The following is a 17,473-nucleotide window of genomic DNA, read 5'->3' as shown; positions in this document are numbered from 1 at the left end:
GAGATGTTGCTCTGGCGAGCATCGCTAGCCTTGATTGATGTGTTTGAGCGATCGGGTGAAGCACCAGTGGATGGCCATGCTGTTGTTCGCTCCAATGGTGTGGTTGGAGGTGCCTCCATCATTCGCTCAATCCTTGTTTGATCGTCCCCCAACACGGGTGATGATTCATAACCCTGAATCCACCGAAGGATTGCGCAATCGCACCACGATTACGGTTGTGGTTCCTGAGGATGCTGGTAATTCCCTGCAAGAGATTGTCTTGCGGCAGCTGCCCAATCTTGATCAGTGGGATTGGGGGCACCTAGAGCCTCGGGTTTATCTCGGCGACTATTCCCTTCGCGGCAAAGGCAACAGCGGACTGGCATCCGCTGTTGTCTCGGAGTCGGAAGAGGTCTTGAAGATCCAGCTCACCCCAGCGATTCAGCCGGGGCAAACGGTGAATGTTGTCTTTCGCGGCTTTAATCCTCAGTCGAGTATCTATCAATGGTCAACGGAACTCCTCGCAGTTGGCGAGGATCCCGTCCGTTATGTGGGCCCCACACTTCGTTTGAACGTTTACGAGCAGGATCCGTATCGTTAATTGAGGGCTACTAGAGCAAGTTGGGGTATGCATTGAGCAATCCCCAGATCACCAGTGCGGTGATCGAGGCAAAGATCACGGCTGTCCACGCCGCAAGATCGGCGCTGTTGCTGGACCCCTGCAGAAGCTGAAGAAGGCGTGCCATCAGAAGCAGTGCAAGCCCTTCGGTTCTGGCTCAGCCCGCTGCCAAATTCCAGTCTTGTTTGCGAGTCCTCATAGACGGAAAACTGCGCTCAGATTCAAGTTGTTCCGCTTCATCAGCGCGAAGCACTCTTCGGGATTAGTGGTATTCGCCCGGGTGTTGGATCTTGGTGACGCTCACGCCCGAAGAGCTCTTGCCTGAGAAGCGCAGCAGTTCATCGCCGGAGACTTCGTAGCCCAGCTCCTGGGCAATCAGGGCCGCAGCGTCGGCACTCACAGCCTGGAGCACCTGCTCTCGCAGCGAAGGATCTCTAGAAATGTGAGCAAAAAATTGCCGGAGTTGGTCCGTGCTCATGCGGCTGCTGATGTCCTGTTGATTCTGACCGCTCTGCTTCTATCACTGCCCTTTGCCTGTTGACTGGTGCGGAGATCAGCTCCGATGGGATGACGCAACTGGCGGTGTCAGGTGCTTCCGGCAAAACCGGATGGCGTGTGGTGGAGGAAGCGCTCAAGCGCGGTCAATCGGTCCGAGCCATCGTTCGGCCGGGCTCCGAGCTGCCTTCAGCTTTGGCCAAGGCCGAGAAGGAACGACTCCTTGAGGTCCTTCGCCTGGAGCTGGACACGGCGGAAGCGTTGCTCCATGCGCTGCAGGGCTGCACGGCATTGGTGATCGCCACGGGCGCTCGACCGTCGATCAATCTGGCGGGTCCCCTTCAGGTGGATGCCTGGGGAGTGCAGGCGCAGGTGCAGGCTTGCCGCTCTCTGGGATTGAAGCGCGTGGTGCTGGTGAGTTCCCTCTGCGCTGGCCGATGGCTGCATCCCCTCAACCTGTTCGGCCTGATCCTGGTTTGGAAGCGGGTTGGTGAGCGCTGCCTGGAGCGCAGCGGTCTGGATTGGACCGTGATTCGTCCTGGAGGCCTCAGTGAAGAGGACAGCCGCAGCACAACGGAGGGCGTGCTGGTGACAGACGCCGATCAACAGCAGAGCAACAGCATCCCTCGCCGTCTTGTGGCACAGGTGTGCCTGGATGCACTGGAGCAGCCACGTGCTTGTGGCCGCATCCTAGAAATCACCAGTTCCCCTGCCCAGCCCAAGCAGTCGCTTGGACAGTGGTTGGATCAGATCGCTTGATCAACGTCCGAAGCCAAGCTCCCGGAGCCAGTTGGACAGCTTCAAGCCCTTGCTGTGCAGCGTGTTGATCGCTGGTAGGGGCTTGTTCTGAATCAGGTGATCCACAGAAACATCGTTGTAGAACAGGCGCACATCGTCTCCGTAAATCCGTAATGTTTTTTCGATGAGTGCATCGCTGTTGAAGTAATCCTGCAGGCCACCGCGATCACTGCGTCGGACATTCTTCTGTGGTAACGACTCCATCACCTCGACCCCTTGTCGGGCCAGGATGTCGCGCAGTTCAGCCCAATGTTCGTTGATCTGTTCCACGCGTCCAACAAACTTCGGCACGATTTGATTGCCAATGCAGAGCAATTGGCTCTGGGGTAAGACGTGAACGTCATATTGCTTGTAAGGCGTCTCAATTAAGACGTCGAGAAAATCCTCGAACGACATTCCGTGGGTGACGCCCATGTTCTGCATCGGCTGGGGTGGTTCCTCGTTTTCGATCACTTTGTTGTTGTAAGCCGCGATCAACCGGTCGAAGGGGTTGCGTACGAAGCTGAAGCTGAAATGGCTGCGCCTGTACTTGCGGGCACGGCGAAGCGTGATCAGCTCCGTCTCATGATTCGTTTCGTGCTGCCAGAACTTGTCAGAGGTGGTTTTTGTCCCTTTGGGGGGCATTTCACTGAGCAGACGGCAAAGGGCCGCTTTGATCGAGGAATTCGCCGCTTTGGGAACCCGCCCATAGAGCAGGTTGTAGTGCTTCATCCGGATGAAGTGATGTGGTTGGGCCATCGATTAAGAGCTCTTGCAGAAATTTTTTTCGAGGAATTTGCGAAACAGTTTCCATTCGCTCCGGCTGAACAGGGGGCGCGCCTGCAGCGCCAGTTCAAGGCCCCTTTCGCTTAATCCCGGATTGGGGGTTTTGGCCAGCTTGTCATTCTCTGGGCTGGCCTCCAGTTGCTGCTTGAGCAGATCGGCTTGGTTGGGCAGGGCCCGCTTCAGCAGATTCCAGAGAAAGATGCTCGGCTCCTGGGGATTGCTGGCTTGGTCATAGTTGAGGGTGACGACGGTTAGGTCGCGTTTGCTGCGGAGCTTGGAGAGGCTCTGCTCGAGTTGTTGGGGATCGCTGTGGGAGAAATCAGCCGTTTGGCGGAACGTGTCGAAGTGACTGGTCTCAGGCGTGTGGTGCCCTTCTTTGATCAGCTGGGTGTGGCAGGAGCGGATAAAGGCTTCTGGATTTCTGTTGGCAAAAAGCACCGTCCATTCAATTGATCGCTGCCCCAGGCTGTCTTCCAGACCGGTCATCAGGCGTTTGGTGCGTGCTTTGGCGTACCGATACAAACCAGGCTTGTGTTCTTTGTTTGGCACTTTGTTGCGCCCTTCATCGATCAGGCCGCTGCGCAATGTGCCAAAAATTGCTTCGAAGGAGAGAAAGATGGTGTGGATGGATTCCGGCTTGTCTCCCGCCAGCTCCAGAAGATTGGTTCTGGTTTCTGCTTGAAGAGCTGAGGACGTTCTGCGATCCAAGCGCCCCCATTGCAGATGCCTCCATAACTTTGGGCAACGCTTTTTGAAGGTGTTCGGCCCGAGATAGCGCACTCCCTGTTTCAACAGCAGGTCTTGGTTTCTTTTGAGGTTGCGCTGGATGTAAGTGCTGCCCGTTTTGTGCAGCCTGCAATGCAGAACGATTCGCTTGGGTTGAAGCTGACTCACGCGACCTGACGCTGCTGGCTCAAATCAACACAGCCTTCAAGGCGCTCAAGGGCGAGCCAGGCGCCTTCGCCGTTGTTCTTATGGCCTTGCCAGATTTCGGGGATGAAGCTTGCTTCGGGGGCCAGTTGACCCATCAGGGCAAACAGCTGCACCCAGTCGATCTCACCGTCGTTGATCTGCAGCCCTTCACCATCCACGTCCTTGGCGTCAGCCAGATGCAGGTGGGCTGTGAACGGAAGGATCGCCCTGAGGAAGCCGCTGAAGGAGGCATTGAGGTGGGTGCAGGCAAGCTTGGAGTGGGAGGCATCCAGGCAGACGCGCATGCCGGTTTCCTTGCAGAATTCCTCGATGAAGTCGGTGTCGACGAAGAGGTTGTGATAGCGCTGCCCCCCGAAGTGCCAGGGGAAGGGGGGCATGGTCTGGGGAATGATTTCCACATCGTCAGAGGTGTTGATCTGCCGAAGGCTCTCGATCAGGCGTTGCCGTAGCGGTTGCAAGTCCGCGTGCTCGAGATGGTGGTGCTCTGAGAATCCCCCGACGTTGGTCACCAGCAGGACGGGATCGGGGCAGTCGAAACGACTTCGCAGGTCACGAGAGATGTCGACCACGCGCTGGAGTTCTGCAATCGAATGGCGGCGGTAGTCGCCATCAGCGCTGCAGAGGTCGAGGGTGTGATCCCCAGCAAACAATTCGGGGGCATGCACCACCAGGCCGATCTGCTGCTTTGTCGGCAGCACTTCATCAAGGTTGACCTCGAGATCCTTGTAGCTGAGGTGGATTTCAACAAGGTCGAGATTGCTGCTGGCAGCAAAGCTCTCGATGTCGTGATAACGAACCGGCAGGCCAAAGCGGTGTTGGAATCGGTAGGCGCGCGGCGTGGCGGCCGGGGTTTCAAGGTCTGAGGGAAAGAAAAAATCGCCGGCGGCTTTGCTCACCAGCAGCGTCTTGCCAATGAGGTCGGCAAGACGGTTGGGCTGCAGGCCTTGCCCAGGGCTCTGGATGCCGACCATCGCCTCGGTGATCTCCGTGCCTGCAGGTACGTCGCAGGTGGCGACGAGACTCTTGGCCAGCACTTCGCGGTTCATCATTTCGCCCTGGCTGATGCTGCGCTCGCCGCTGCTGCCCATCGACTCCTCCACCCGGCGAATGCCGTGGATCATCTGGGCGAATTCATCGGGCAGCAGGCTCACCTTGTGGTCGTTGCCTTCCATCGAGCGATCGAGGGTGATGTGTTTCTCGATCACCACAGCGCCAAGGGCTGCGGCGGCAATCGGCACTTCAATGCCTCGTTCATGGCCGGAATAGCCCACGGGCGCCTCGGCCAGGTCGCGCAGCCGCTCGAGGTAGCGCAGATTGACGTCCTTGAAGGGGGTGGGATACGTGGAATTGCAGTGCAGCAGCACGTAGCCGGCGCCCTCGTTTTGGAGGTGGCGGATGCCGGAGCGGATCTCCACTTCCGAAGCCATGCCGGTTGAGCAGATCAGGGGCTTTCCGGTCGCCGCCAGGCTGGAGAGCAAAGCGTGGTTGGTGAAATCCGCCGACGCCACCTTGAAGGCTTCCATCCCCCAGCGGTTGAGCTTCTCGAGGCTCGTTTCATCCCAAGGGGTGCAGAGAGGTACCAAGCCTTTGCTGGCGGCATGGTCAAAGCAGCGGAACAGCTCATCGTCACTGAGTTGGAAGCGCTCGAGCAGATCCAGGGTGTACTGGGTGCCCAGATCGGAGGCCATGTCGTTGCTGTCGCCTGAATTGCGATACAGCCGGCTCATGTCCCGCATCTGGAACTTGGCGCAGTCCGCCCCAGCCGCCTGGGCGGCATCAATCAGTTGAAGAGCGGTGTCGAGATCACCGTTGTGGTTGTTGCCGATCTCGGCGATCAGGAAGCAGGGGGCGTCATCGCCGATGCGGTGGGAACCGATCTGGAGCCCGTCGGTGGCGCGTCGGGCCACGGCGACGATGCGGCCATGGCTGTCCAGCAGCGGCAGCGCAATGATGCGGGAATTGAGCAGGGCACTCAGATCACTGGCGCTTGTGCCTTCGGCGGCCGACCGGCAGTTGGCGTTCATGGCCGCAGTTACCGGCCGGTTCAGATCAATCTCGCCGCAACCGGCAATCCAGCGTCGGAAGTCACCATCGGTGAGAACGCCCTGGAGAATACCACTTTCCGAGACAACAAAAATCAGGCGGGACTGGTTCGCCGTGATCTTGCTGAGTGCCGAGAGGATGCTGTCTTCCGCGAAGACAACGAACTGGGTGAAATTTCGCTCAATCAGGATGCCTCTCACCGTTCTGTTCGGCCGCCTGGGTTGAGTCCGTCGTCGAACTTACTTCAGATCTCTGTACGACATCAGCAGCGCGATCTGACGTATCAGTGGATTGGATTGGCGGACGGCCCAATGGCGGCGGGCAACGCCGCGGTGCAGCGGTCGCATCATGGCTGCTTGCCAGAGCAGCTCCCGAGCATTGGTCCAATCACCACTCGCGATGGCGGCTTCGGCTCCCAAGCGCAATTGGTTGAAGCTGGACTGGGCATTGCCCGGATAACCAATGCGGCTGGGCGGTGGCTCCGGTGTCCGGTGTTTTTGTTCGTTCAGGGCCTCCAAAAGCGCGGAGGGACTGAACTGCTGGCCGTAGCCCATCCACTCCAGCCAGCGCGGATCCGGGGATGGCCCCTCGGCATCAAGGGCATCAAGGTTGGGGATGGCCTCCAGGGAGCGCCACACACCGCTGCCGGCATAAACGTGGCCTCCATAGTTCGGTTGTAGGCCCAGATCATTGATGGCAATCGCCCGGCAGCCGAAGTCGAGGGCGTCGAAGAAAGCGGTTGAGGAGAGCGTGGCCAGCAGCCGGGCCTGCTTCAACAGCACCGGCAGGGGGCGATAGTCCAGCCGCAGATTGGTGGGAGGCACCCCCAGGGTTTGCTGCAGGGTGGTGGTGATGTGGGTCTCGACATCATGAAACGTGGCATCGCCGGGGGCGATTCGGGGTTTGATCACCACGTCCCAATTGGGAGAACGTCCGGCCAGATCGCTGAGCAGGCGCACGAGTCGGGACCGTTCGCTGCTTGTCGCAGGCATGATCACCTGTTCGGCAAACACCAGTCGCCGCGGGCGTTCCGCTACGGGAGTGCAGTCTGTGCAAGGGGCGTTGCGCCGCAGGCCGGTCAGCACGGTGCGCTGCTGTGCAAACGGGGTTCCGGTCACCAGCTGTTCCAGGGCGTCCCGATCGCGCGGGCCGCTGAGGCAGATCAGGTCGTAGCCCATTCGCCAGCTCACCCCTTCGATGAAGTGGTCGAGCACCACACCATTGAACCCACAGAACAGCAAGGGGCGCTGGCGACTCCGTTGCAGGGCAAGACGGATGTCGTTGATCTTGCTGCCCGTCAGGAAAACGCCGATGGCATCAAAGTGCTGCAGCCGCCGATCCCTCAGCAGCCGAGCCAGGCTTTGGTGGCGCAGAGTTCCTCGCTCGGCCAGGCGTTGCAACAAAGCCTGGGGTGTTCCGTCCCTTGGAATCACACTGAACGTCCAGTGAACGTTCAGCGCGGTCGGAGCACTGCAAAGGGCTTCACAGGCCAGCAGCTGGCTGTCGCTGTCCGCGATCAGCAGCACATCGAGCGTGGGCTGGCTCGCAGTTGATGTCATGGTTCCTCGTGGAGCGCCAGGTCGCTCAGGGCCCTGGCCAGACGCTGCGGTCCATTGGTGATGTCGGCGCCATTGTCATCTAGCCAGGCTTGGTTCGCCATGGGTAGCTCCCTGACGGCATCGAGGTGGGGGATGCTTCGAAGGCGATGCATGGCACCGCAGCCGAAGAACCCAGTTGTGTTCTGTTCATCGTGGATGCCGTAGTCGCCCACGATGATCGGGATCCGGCCCCAGGCCATCGCCGCCAGGCTCCATGGCGAGCTCACCGTGAGGCAGGCGGTGCAGGACCCCAGCAGTGGCAGAAGTTGGCCAGGGGCCGCTTCCAACAGGTTGTTGGCCAAGGGTTCGTCGTTGGCCATCAGCGTTGTCGTTGCGCTCCAGCTGTGGTCGCGCTGCAGCATCACGGTCCAGTTCGGACGTTGCCGCGCCCAGCTGTTGAGTTGGCGAAGCAAATGCTCATGGGCTCCCAGATGGGTGGGGATCCGCTCCTGGATCAAGGCCAGCAGCAGGGGCTTCTGGGTTGGGGCACATGGTGCGTCCTGAGGGAACCAGAAGCCCGTGCAGATCACAGGTGGAACACGAAGGCTTGTGGGCCAGTTGAAGGTGAGCGATCGGAGTTGTCGGCGTTGGTGCTCGCCGCTCACCAGCAGAAGATCACACCCCAGGCGCAGGCTGAGATCCTGAATCAGGGCATCCCCCACCAAAGGCACGAGGGGGCCGCTGAACAAGGTCGCTGGTGTCCGTCCGACTTCCCTGCAGAGGTTTTGATAGGTCTTGATGAAGCGTGGGATCTCGTCCGGGTTCTGCAGGAAGAGGCCGATGGCTGAGACCTGCTCCAACAAAGGGTGAGCGGGCAGCTGGGCCAGGTCGATGCTCAGCTGAGGTGCGGGTGTGGTCAGAGGCTGGTGTCCCTGCAGCGGCGGCCCTGCCGTGATGCAGCGCAGCCCCTGTTGCTCCAGCGCTTCCGCCATCAGCCAGCAGGCGGAATGCTCCAGCACTCCATCGCTGATCAGCAGGAACGTCATCGTTCCCGCAACAGCTTGGAGAGCCAACCGAATCCCACCACACCGTCACGCAGGCTGCGCACAATGCGGCGGGTGCGGTGACGTTTGCGCTGGCTGGAGCGGGCACCACCACTGCTCAGCATCCGCCGGCCTCCGTTCTCCAACGCAGCCTTCTGCCAGGCACTGCTGCCCCAGCTCAGGGGGCCATGATTGAGCACGCCGAGGGGGGCTGCCGGTCTGGTCAGCTTGTCAACCAGCGCCGTGATGAAGCGATCCTCACCGTCGCGCTGCAAGCCCTGCTGTTCGAGCCACTGAACGTCGTGGATCAGCTCGAAGGGGTTGGCTTTGATCGCAGCGAAGCTGGCGATGGCGCCAGAACTGGCGAAAAAATGGTTGCCGAGGGTTTCTGTCACCCCCAGATCGCCGACGATGCGGGTGCTGATCCCCATCGCCATGGATTCCATGGCCGCCGTGGAAGAGACGGTGATGGCGCAGCCGCACTGGCGCAGCAGTCGGGTGGCGGGCTTGAAACTGAGTTTCAGATTCGGCTGATCGCGCGTCATCTTGTCGATCACGCTGGCCATCTCCCCGTGGCGCCGATGCAGGGTGCTCTCGATGCTCGACGTTCGGGGTTTGAAGATCACAGGGTGCTCGGGCCAGGCTTCGGCCAGCTCCTTGATCTGATTACAGAGGAACCTGCGCTGCAGTGGATGCACCGGAATCGAAGGCTGTTCAAAAAACACGATCGAGGGAGTGTCGGGTGTTTCAGAACGCGGTTTCGTCTGCCAGAGAATCGGCAGTCCCGTGACCACGGCATTGCTGCTGTCCAGGCCCAAGGCCTTGCGGCCACGGCCGTACAGGGCCAAATCGTCTGCACTGTTTAGGCAGAGCAGGTCGGCGCCTGAACGATCCATCATTCCCTCGAGGCCGAAGCGGAACAGGATTCCTGGATAAGCGCTGATCAGGCGTGGGCGTTGGTCCTGATCCACCCAGATGTTTTTCAGTTGCAGCAGCGCATCTCGGCTGCGTTGGCCATCCAGGCCCAGGATCAGAGCGTCGACATGCCCCGGCATGGCGCCGCAGAGCTGACGCAGGTCGTTCCAGTTGTGGTTTTCGATGCGGATTTTCGGGTCGATCCGCCGAATTTCGAGGCGTTGCCGCCTGGAGAGGGCCCGGTTGTTCAGCTCCAGCAGCAGCAAGGTGACATCGGCACCCTCCCGCCGGCAGGACGCCAGCATGGTCATCGCCAGCTTCCCGAAGGAGTCGAAGCAGGCGACGGCCGCGATCTTGCGGCCAACGAGGCACTTGGATTCTGCGGGCGCCATCGACTCCGAAACCTTGCTGGGCAAAATTACTCGCCTTTCTGGGCCGCGATGCTGCGGCAGAGGGCCAGATCCTCGGGCGTGTCGATTTCTGGTCCCACCTCCTGCAGCACCACTGGGCTTGTTGGTGGGCAGAAGCGGCTGCCACAGCGCCGGAAGGCCGTGATGGCCATGGCGTAAATCGCGCCGGTTTCCAGAAAAGCTGGTTCGAGGTCCTGCCGACGTTGGCGGGGCAACCCAGGGTCGTGGTTGATGCCTCGCCCATCGGCCCGCCAGAGGAAGCCATGCCAAGGCGTGACAGAGAAGCTGCTGTTGCTGCCCTTTCCATGGAGTGCGGCCAGTACGGCATCGATCTGGGCCCCTGTCGTGAAGGGGGATGTGCATTGCAGGAACACCAGCTCGGTTTCGAGAGGGCCCTGCTGTTCCAGCACATCCAGGGCATGCAACAGCGCCGATTCAGAACTGGCGGTGTCGCCGGCGATCTCCGCCGGCCTCTGGATGACCTCGGCCCCTTCGGTTTCGGCTGCGGCTGCAATGGCTTCGTCGTCCGTGCTGACCACCACCCGCCCCACGCCGTTGCTGGCGAGGGCTGCACGAATGCTGCGGCAGACCAGGGGCACTCCTCCCACCGTTTGAAGGTTTTTGCCTGGAATTCCTTTGGATCCACCACGGGCGGGGATCAGGGCCAGCGCGCCACGGGGGACTGCCATCGGTGAGGATTCAGTGCGACCTGTCTTACCCGATGACCAGGCCTGCTGCTCTGCAACTCGGGGTTCCGGCCCGTGGGATGCTCGCGCACCGCACATTGGCGCAGCTGCTGGCACCGGACCGTTTGGTGCCGGGCCGCCGCCGCGATGTGGATGTTTTGTTGGCCTGGGGGCGGCGACCCAGTGCGTTGCGTGTCGAGCGACTGGCTCGACAGTGGGATCTACCGGTGTGGCACCTCGAGGACGGTCTGCTTCGCTCGGTGGCCAAGGGCCGGGAGCATCCACCGCTCGCTCTGCTGGTGGATGAGCTGGGGGTGCATTTCGATGCAACGGCCCCGAGTCGGATGGAGCAGTTGATTGCTGCGCCGATCACGGTGACTGAGGCCAACCGCGCACGCGCTCTGCAACGGCTGTGGTGTGAGCAGCGGCTCAGCAAGGTCAACCCCCCGCGGGAGGCGGAGGCGCCGCATGTGTCCTACGTGTTGGTGGTGGATCAATCCGCAGGGGATCGATCGATTGCACTTGGCTTGGCGGATTCCAGCTGTTTCCAGCGGATGCTTCAGGCTGCTTTGCAGGACCATCCAGACTGCACGGTGGTGGTGAAGGTGCATCCGGATGTGATCTCCGGGCGTTCCAGGGGCCATTTCACCGCCGAAGATCTGGCTCACCCCCGTGTTCGTCTCAGTGCGGACGGTGGCCATCCGGCCCGTCTGCTCGAGCGGGCACGGGCGGTCTATGTGGTCACGTCCCAGATGGGGTTTGAAGCTTTGCTTTGGGGTCGTCCGGTGCACTGCTTCGGCATGCCGTTTTACGGCGGCTGGGGGCTGACCCATGACCGATGCGACGCCCCGGCTCGGCGACGCCAAGGAGCCAGTCTGGAGGCTCTGGTGCATGCCGCTCTGGTGGGAGCCTGCCGCTGCATCGATCCCCAGCGCCATCAGCCCTGTCCTATCGAAACCTTGATGGGTGCGATCGGCTTGCAGAGGCGCCTCCAGGCCCAACAGCCTTGGCGCTGTGTGGCCTTCGGCTTCACCCCCTGGAAACAGCGCAACCTGCGCCGCTTTCTGGCAGGCAGTCAGCTGCGCTTTCGCGCTCCATGGCGACGGATTCCCCAAGGTGTTGATGCTGTGGTGGTCTGGGGTCGCCGTGCCAAACCGCGGTTGCTTGAGGCTGCGGCGCGCCGGCAGCTGCCGGTGCTGCAGGTGGAGGACGGCTTTCTGCGCTCGGTTGGACTCGGGGCTGATCTGGTGGATCCGGTGTCCTGGGTGGTGGATCACCAGGGCGTTTATTACGACGCCACCCGGCCTAGCGATCTGGAATCGCTCCTCGCGACGCAGCGGTGGACGTCGGCCCAATGCCAGCGGGCCGCGGCGTTGCGTCAGCGGTTGGTGCAGGAGGCGATCACCAAATACAACCTGCAGGCGGAACCTTGGCTTCGTCCTGCTGGAGCGCACCGGGTGGTGTTGGTGATCGGTCAGGTGGAAAGCGATGCTTCGATCCGCTACGGCGCCCCCGGGCTGCGTACCAACAGGGCGTTGTTGGAAGCGGTGCGGGCAGCGGATCCTGAGGCCTACCTGGTGTACAAGCCGCATCCCGATGTGGTGGCAGGGCTCTGCCGCGCCGGTGCCGGCGAAGACGCCGCCGCTGCGCTCTGCGATGAGGTGCTGTCACAGGGGTCGATCCAGCAGTTGTTCACTCAGATCGATGCACTGCATGTGCTCACCTCCCTGGCAGGGTTTGAGGCGTTGCTGCGCGGTCTTGAGGTGCATTGCTGGGGCCTGCCGTTCTATGCCGGCTGGGGTCTGACCCACGACCGCGAGCGTTGCGGTCGTCGTCAGCGGCAGCTGTCTTTGGACGAGCTGGTTCATGCCGCCCTGATCGACTATCCCCGTTACGTCAGCCGAGACAGCGGCTGGTTCATCACCCCTGAGCAGGCCATCGATGAGCTGGTGGCTTGGCGCGCCGCTCCCCCGAAGCGGCGCACGCTGGTGCAGGCCCTGTTCCGCCACTGGGGACGGCTTCGGCGCCGTTGAGCCGTGTCAGGATTTTGTCCATTGATGGGCGGGTCGGAGTTTGGGTAGGGGACGGGCGCCAGCTCTCGTACAGGTTCGAATCGACGGGCCAGTGCTGCTGTTGATGGGCCCCATCGGTCTTTTCTTTGCTCGTTTCTGCCGCTACCTGCAGGGCTGTGGCATCCCGGTGACCAAGGTGGCGTTCCCCCTGCGGGAATTCGGCTTCCCGACCGAAGTTTGTGTGCCTTACAGCAAGGGGATGGACAGCTGGCGTCCCTTTCTGCGTCGGCTGATTGAGGAACGGGGCATTCGCCACATTTTTATGTATGGCGACTTCATCATTCCCCACCGAATCGCCATTGAAGAAGCTCGCAATCTTGGGGTTGAGGCCTGGGTGTTTGAGCTGGGTTATCTGCGCCCCAACTACGTGACTCTCGAGCGGGATCGGGTCAATGCCCGCTCCAATCTCAACAAGCCAGCGGTTTTTTATCGGGAGCTGCCCCCCTGCGACCAGCTGCCCCAGAACATCGTTCTTGATCCAGGTTGGCGGTGGCGTAAAGCCTGGAAGGCCCCGACGTTCATTCAGCACGCCTTCACCCGCTACCCGATCATCGAGGGGGAGCACAAACTTCAGCCCTCGCCCAGATTTCTCTGGTGCCAAGTGCGGGGTAGCTGGCGCTACTGGCTTTACCGCTGGCAGGAACAATCGGTGAAGCAGCGGTTGCTTGAACACTGTTCGTTCTTTCTGGCCGTTTTGCAGGTTTCCAGTGATTCCCAGATTCAGATGGGGTCGCCATACCGGGGCATGCACGACTTCATCGAAGACGTGATTCGATCCTTTGCCGGCCATGCTCACGCTTCCGACCACCTGGCCTTCAAGCACCATCCCAGGGATCGGGGCTACAACAATTACGCCTCGTTGATCCAGCTGCTTGCTAAGCAATACGGCGTCATAGGCCGGGTGCATTACTTCCACGATGGCCCCCTCAGCCGCTACCTGCGCACCTGCCGTGGGGTGATCACGGTGAATAGCACCGTAGGGCTGCAAGCCCTGTTCCATGCGGTGCCCACCAAGACGATGGGGGACACCTTCTACAACCTGGAGGGATTGACGGATCAGAAACCTCTCGACGGCTTTTGGTGTGATCCTCAGCCCAGCGATCGGGCCCTCTTCTATCGCTTCTACAACCATCTGGTGCTCACCACCCAGGTGAATGGCAATTTCGATGGGGACTTCCCCTTCCGCACCACCTTCCCTATCGGTCCGGAGGCCCGTCAGCTCCCCCCCAGCCCACGCCTGCCGGTCTTAATTCCTGGAAATTCAGTAAATACCTTGCAGTTGTTAGGGAGAATTCTCCGCCGACTCTTATGTCTCTCCTTGGCTCTGGCTTTGTTCGCGCTGAAGAATGTTTGTGTGTGGATGAAATGGCGTGATTTTGCTGAAAAATTATTTTCAATTCTGTCAGTATTCTTGTTGCGATCTCTTGGCGTTCAGGTGATTGTTGATGACAGTCAAGTTTGTAAGTCAGTCGGATTCAAAGTTATCCAATTTTATGATCAGTCCAGCTGGTTTGATTTGCTCGTTGCTCGAGGTTCTCTCGGGTTAAACACTTTGTTCGTCGTTTCTAGAAATTTGCGTTTCGAGAGATGTCCTGGTGCTGATTTTTCAATTGGTGAAGGCAATGAGAATATAAACTATCTTGCTGGTGTGTCTAGTGGAGGCAAGCAAATTTGCCTACCCTTTGATGTGAACAATCGAGAGCTTATAAAGAATTTCTGGTCCGTTTGTCGTTCAAGTAATTTGATGATGGTTCCATGGTTTTTTGTTTATGAAAAGAGTGTTGATTTTAGTATTAACACTGTGGATGAATTTTTGAAGCTGTTTTGTTCTCGTCTCACTTCGCCGGTCCTTCTTGTCAGGGCTAGACGAGCTCACTCCTCCGCTATTGAATGTCCTTCAGGCATGAATGCTGAGGAATTTGTAATGAAAGTTGAGTCCGTGTTTTGTCCCCGAGGCCAGTAGGAAAGCTGATTTTATCAATCCCATGAGACTAATCATTGTTTTTCTTAGATTGTTGGCACGTCTTTTTTTGCTCATTAGTGCGTATCTCGTTTACTTGGCTCAGCTCCCATTGTTGGTCTTGGGTTGTAAAAAATCTGCTTCCCTGTTGTCGTCAGTTTTTTCGCGTCAACTATTAAAATCTTTGGGTGTAAATGTTGTTGTCAAGTCCAATTTTGATTGGTCGGCGCAGGCGAAGGCGAAGGGATATGTTCATATTTATAATCATGAAAACCCCTTAGATGTCTTCATTATCCATGGCTACTTGAGGCTTCCTAGTATCACGACAGCAGGTTCGCATCTTGGGAAAATCTTGCCTTTTTTTGATCGTTGTGCAAGCAACTCTGGACATATTCTTCTTGATCATATGGATTCGGAATCTAGGCGATTGTCTGTTTTGAGGTCTTTCGAACTCATGTCAATATACGGGCAAATGATTATTGCCCCAAATGGCTCACTTGTGACATCAATTTATCAGCGTGCCTCAAGAAGCCCACAGGTTATTGCAAGAAAATTTTCAACACGTATTGCGCCTTGGGTGTTTAGATATGGAGATGTTGGCTTGTCGAGGAGTGATCTATATAGTCCTCTTGCGATTCTGGTGAAGCGCTTGATGGCTCCAGAGGTAGAGATAACATGCTCGCTGTGGGAGGAAGACTTGGATTTAATACCAGTGAGTTTGCCAAAGAATTTATTTGAGCCTGCGGTTATAGATTTTTATTGCTCGAGGAAAGAACAATGCTGATATTGTGACCACCGAATCCAAATGAGTTTTTTAGCATAAAATGTTCTTTGTTTGTATTTTTTAATTCGATTGGCTTTTCGGTCGTTACATTGATATTGATTTCTGGATCCAGTGGGTCTGAATTGATTGTTCTTGGAAGCATTCCTGTGTGAAGGGCTTGAATCCCAATGATGGCTTCGACTGCTCCTGCTGCTCCAAGTAAATGCCCGAGTTGTCCCTTGGGTGCAAAAACCGGGATGTGGTCAGCGGCATGTCCGAGGCTCCTTCGAAGGGAGCGTGCTTCAGCTAGGTCACCCAGGACGGTGCCGGTGGCATGGGCTTGAACGGCGCACAGATCACTGGGTTCGATTCCGGCGCGATGGAGAGCATCTTCGATGGCTCGACTCGCCTGGGTCCCTTGTGGTTCTGGTGCCACGATGTGATGGCCGTCGCTGCTGCTGCCGCAGGCGAGTTGCCAGCCAAGGGCTGAACCTCTTGGGGTGTCTTCCTCTCGCATCATTGCTAGTACTCCAGCTCCTTCCGAAAGCACGAACCCGTCCCGGTCTTTGCCGTAAGGCCGGGACGCTTGCTCAGGGGCATCGTTTCTGCAGGAAAGAGCCCTCATGGCCGAGAAGCCGACAAGCCCAAGCCGGTTCACGGGTGCTTCGGTGCCGCCGGCCAGCACGAGATCGGCACGATTGTCGTTGAGCAGCATCTGGGCGAGCATCATCGCTTCGGCTCCTGATGCGCAGGCCGAGACTGGGGTATGCGCCCCACCGTGAAGGCCTAGGTCGATGGCGATTTGGCCTGCAGCCGCATCAGGGATCAGCATTGGCACGGTGAGTGGATTGACCCGTGCCGGCCCTCCTTGGGTCAGCTGATTGTGCTGTTCATGCATGGTGTGGAGTCCGCCGATCCCGGTCCCCAGCACCACAGCAACTCGGGCTGGGTCAATGCTGCCAATGGCTGCTGAGGCCATAGCCCAGGCCTCTCGAGCAGCCAGCAACCCCAGTTGTGCGCAGCGGTCAGAACGCCGTTGCAGCAGAGGCTCAAGGGATTGGGTGGCGGCAACGGGCACGCATCCAGAAATGCGTACCGGTAGATCTTTACTCCAGTCTGCCGTCAGGGAGCTGATGCCGGAGCGCCCTGCCAGAACGCTTTGCCAGATTGATTCTGCATCACAGCCCAGGGGTGATACGGAACCCCAGCCCACGATCGAGACCCGCTGGGAGACGTGCTGCCGTACTGCCACGGTTAGGCGGTTTGGGCGTTTGGGAGATCAATGTCAAGCGATGCCAGATGGTTCTGGATATCACCCACCGTCTTGAATTGCAGGAGCTGCTCCTCTTGGATACGAATGCCGAAACAGGTGTCAGCTTCGATCAGGATTTCGTAGAACCCCAAGGAATCAATTCCGATGTCTTCCATTAGGCGAGCATCCGGGGTGATGGATGCAGGATCAGCGCCGGAAATGCGATGCAGGATCTCGACGAGGCGTCCCTCTAGCTCTTGCTTATCGGGAGATCCCTCGGCCAACACCACCAACCTTCTGATCCAGCCAAAGTACCAGTGATGCCTCCTTTATCACTTGCCCCGGTACCAGCTGAACTGCTGGTAGACAGGTTGGTGGTCAACGTCGATGAAGAAGGCCAGGCGATCCTTCGGCAAGCGTGAGAGGTCGGCGGCCATCAAAATTTCTGTGATCTGGTTGAAATCCCGTGCCAAAGAGAGGTCGCAGACCTTTGCTTCCATCAGGTTGAAGTACTGGCGCAACAGCACTGGAAGACGGAAGTCTTCGCTGTGGTCCTGTCGGATCGCCAGCTCCAGAGCCTGAACGTTGCCGATTGGGTGGGGGGTGTTGTCTGGCTGGATGGCGTTGATCGGGTGACGTGGTGACGGCAATGCAGGGCTTGTTCTGCGATAGGGAGGACGCATCAACGCACTGAGAAAGGCTGCATTGACGGCATCGTTGTGGGCGAAGTGGTTGTAAGAGACCAATCCATGCAGAATGCTGAACCCCGAGTGGGCTGCGATCAGGAGCCCACCGCGGAATAAAGCCATCAGGGAGTGCGGTTGGCGCTGAAATCGTGGGGCTAGAGCAACCCGACCTATCTCCACGTGATTTGTTTGCTGCGCCAGCATCGCTTTGATGCCGGGATAGACGTGCTCTAGGTAGGACTGTTGGCTGCCAGGGAGCTCCTCAGCGGCCATGAACTGAGGAATGAATTGCAGCCGAGCTGACCCGGCGAGGGCTCCGCTGCTGGGCTCCAACAGGATCAGATGGTCATAAGCGGAGTCGCGGTCATCGAGGTCCCGGGTGTTGCCTGAGCCGGAGAGCTGTTGGCGGTAGGTGGATTCCCGCAATGTTCCAACGGCATCCGCGACGGCTTCAAATTTTTCTCCAGGGATCAGATGAAGCTCCAGACCGTCGAGGCGGAACAACATGCTGCTCCT

17 protein-coding genes are annotated in these 17,473 nt (G+C 58.8%); 5 read left to right on the top strand and 12 right to left on the bottom strand.

Annotated elements, in window-relative coordinates:
* Window positions 1-55 precede the first annotated feature (55 nt).
* Window positions 56-580, top strand: a complete 525-nt coding sequence (locus SynA1562_RS10770; protein WP_255445654.1) for a DUF2808 domain-containing protein — start codon at window positions 56-58, stop codon at window positions 578-580.
* A gap of 10 nt (window positions 581-590) precedes the next feature.
* Here SynA1562_RS10770 and SynA1562_RS13100 read toward each other — a convergent pair whose 3' ends face one another.
* Both SynA1562_RS13100 and SynA1562_RS10765 read right to left on the bottom strand, forming a co-directional pair.
* The gene (locus SynA1562_RS13100; protein WP_255445653.1) at window positions 591-725 is read right to left on the bottom strand and encodes a hypothetical protein; all 135 of its coding nucleotides are present in this window, start codon (window positions 723-725) and stop codon (window positions 591-593) included.
* A 135-nt stretch (window positions 726-860) separates the two neighbouring features.
* The gene (locus SynA1562_RS10765; protein ID WP_115081034.1) at window positions 861-1,076 is read right to left on the bottom strand and encodes a Nif11-like leader peptide family natural product precursor; all 216 of its coding nucleotides are present in this window, start codon (window positions 1,074-1,076) and stop codon (window positions 861-863) included.
* Between the two features lie 89 nt (window positions 1,077-1,165).
* Here SynA1562_RS10765 and SynA1562_RS10760 point away from each other — a divergent pair, with 89 nt between their 5' ends.
* The gene (locus SynA1562_RS10760) at window positions 1,166-1,852 is read left to right on the top strand and encodes an SDR family oxidoreductase (RefSeq protein WP_186495414.1); all 687 of its coding nucleotides are present in this window, start codon (window positions 1,166-1,168) and stop codon (window positions 1,850-1,852) included.
* Here SynA1562_RS10760 and SynA1562_RS10755 read toward each other — a convergent pair whose 3' ends face one another.
* Genes SynA1562_RS10755 through SynA1562_RS10725 form a run of 7 tightly spaced genes read right to left on the bottom strand, consistent with a single transcriptional unit; the run spans window position 1,853 to window position 10,227 of the window.
* Window positions 1,853-2,629, bottom strand: coding sequence for a sulfotransferase family protein (locus SynA1562_RS10755; protein ID WP_186493845.1), 777 nt, complete (start codon window positions 2,627-2,629; stop codon window positions 1,853-1,855).
* 3 nt (window positions 2,630-2,632) lie between these two features.
* Window positions 2,633-3,550, bottom strand: coding sequence for a hypothetical protein (locus tag SynA1562_RS10750; RefSeq protein WP_186493844.1), 918 nt, complete (start codon window positions 3,548-3,550; stop codon window positions 2,633-2,635).
* Window positions 3,547-5,832, bottom strand: coding sequence for an N-acetylneuraminate synthase family protein (locus SynA1562_RS10745; protein WP_186493843.1), 2,286 nt, complete (start codon window positions 5,830-5,832; stop codon window positions 3,547-3,549). The genes SynA1562_RS10750 and SynA1562_RS10745 overlap by 4 nt, the downstream gene beginning before the upstream one ends.
* 39 nt (window positions 5,833-5,871) lie before the next feature.
* Complete coding sequence (locus tag SynA1562_RS10740) at window positions 5,872-7,191, bottom strand: DUF6716 putative glycosyltransferase (protein ID WP_186493842.1); 1,320 nt, start codon at window positions 7,189-7,191, stop codon at window positions 5,872-5,874.
* Window positions 7,188-8,216, bottom strand: a complete 1,029-nt coding sequence (locus tag SynA1562_RS10735; RefSeq protein WP_186493841.1) for a DUF6716 putative glycosyltransferase — start codon at window positions 8,214-8,216, stop codon at window positions 7,188-7,190. Before SynA1562_RS10735 ends, SynA1562_RS10740 begins: the two co-directional genes overlap by 4 nt.
* Window positions 8,213-9,520, bottom strand: a complete 1,308-nt coding sequence (locus SynA1562_RS10730; protein ID WP_186493840.1) for a DUF6716 putative glycosyltransferase — start codon at window positions 9,518-9,520, stop codon at window positions 8,213-8,215. The genes SynA1562_RS10735 and SynA1562_RS10730 overlap by 4 nt, the downstream gene beginning before the upstream one ends.
* 26 nt (window positions 9,521-9,546) lie before the next feature.
* Window positions 9,547-10,227 (bottom strand): cytidylyltransferase domain-containing protein, encoded by a 681-nt coding sequence (locus SynA1562_RS10725; RefSeq protein ID WP_186493839.1) that lies wholly within the window; start codon window positions 10,225-10,227, stop codon window positions 9,547-9,549.
* 32 nt (window positions 10,228-10,259) lie between these two features.
* Here SynA1562_RS10725 and SynA1562_RS10720 point away from each other — a divergent pair, with 32 nt between their 5' ends.
* The 3 genes from SynA1562_RS10720 to SynA1562_RS10710 all read left to right on the top strand — a co-directional run bounded on the left by SynA1562_RS10720 (window position 10,260) and on the right by SynA1562_RS10710 (window position 15,040).
* On the top strand, window positions 10,260-12,257 hold the full coding sequence (locus tag SynA1562_RS10720; protein ID WP_186493838.1) for a capsular polysaccharide biosynthesis protein: 1,998 nt from the start codon (window positions 10,260-10,262) through the stop codon (window positions 12,255-12,257).
* Between the two features lie 103 nt (window positions 12,258-12,360).
* Entirely contained in the window at window positions 12,361-14,259 is a 1,899-nt protein-coding gene (locus SynA1562_RS10715; protein ID WP_255445652.1) for a capsular biosynthesis protein, read from the top strand.
* 52 nt (window positions 14,260-14,311) lie between these two features.
* A complete protein-coding gene (locus SynA1562_RS10710) occupies window positions 14,312-15,040 on the top strand; it encodes a 1-acyl-sn-glycerol-3-phosphate acyltransferase (protein ID WP_186493836.1) in 729 nt (242 codons plus the stop codon).
* Here the strand turns inward: SynA1562_RS10710 and SynA1562_RS10705 are convergent.
* The 3 genes from SynA1562_RS10705 to SynA1562_RS10695 are packed head-to-tail and all read right to left on the bottom strand — an operon-like array spanning window position 15,003 to window position 17,464.
* On the bottom strand, window positions 15,003-16,271 hold the full coding sequence (locus tag SynA1562_RS10705) for a beta-ketoacyl-[acyl-carrier-protein] synthase family protein (protein WP_186493835.1): 1,269 nt from the start codon (window positions 16,269-16,271) through the stop codon (window positions 15,003-15,005). The two genes, SynA1562_RS10710 and SynA1562_RS10705, sit on opposite strands and share 38 nt — an antisense overlap.
* 2 nt (window positions 16,272-16,273) lie before the next feature.
* Window positions 16,274-16,561 carry an acyl carrier protein gene (locus SynA1562_RS10700; protein ID WP_255445788.1) on the bottom strand — a complete coding sequence of 96 codons (288 nt, stop codon included), beginning with the start codon at window positions 16,559-16,561 and terminating at the stop codon, window positions 16,274-16,276.
* Between the two features lie 42 nt (window positions 16,562-16,603).
* A complete protein-coding gene (locus SynA1562_RS10695) occupies window positions 16,604-17,464 on the bottom strand; it encodes a GNAT family N-acetyltransferase (protein ID WP_255445651.1) in 861 nt (286 codons plus the stop codon).
* Window positions 17,465-17,473 lie beyond the last annotated feature (9 nt).

Origin of the sequence: Synechococcus sp. A15-62 (assembly GCF_014280075.1) — a bacterium.
Taxonomy (GTDB): domain Bacteria; phylum Cyanobacteriota; class Cyanobacteriia; order PCC-6307; family Cyanobiaceae; genus Parasynechococcus.
This window is presented reverse-complemented; position numbering and strand designations above follow the sequence as displayed.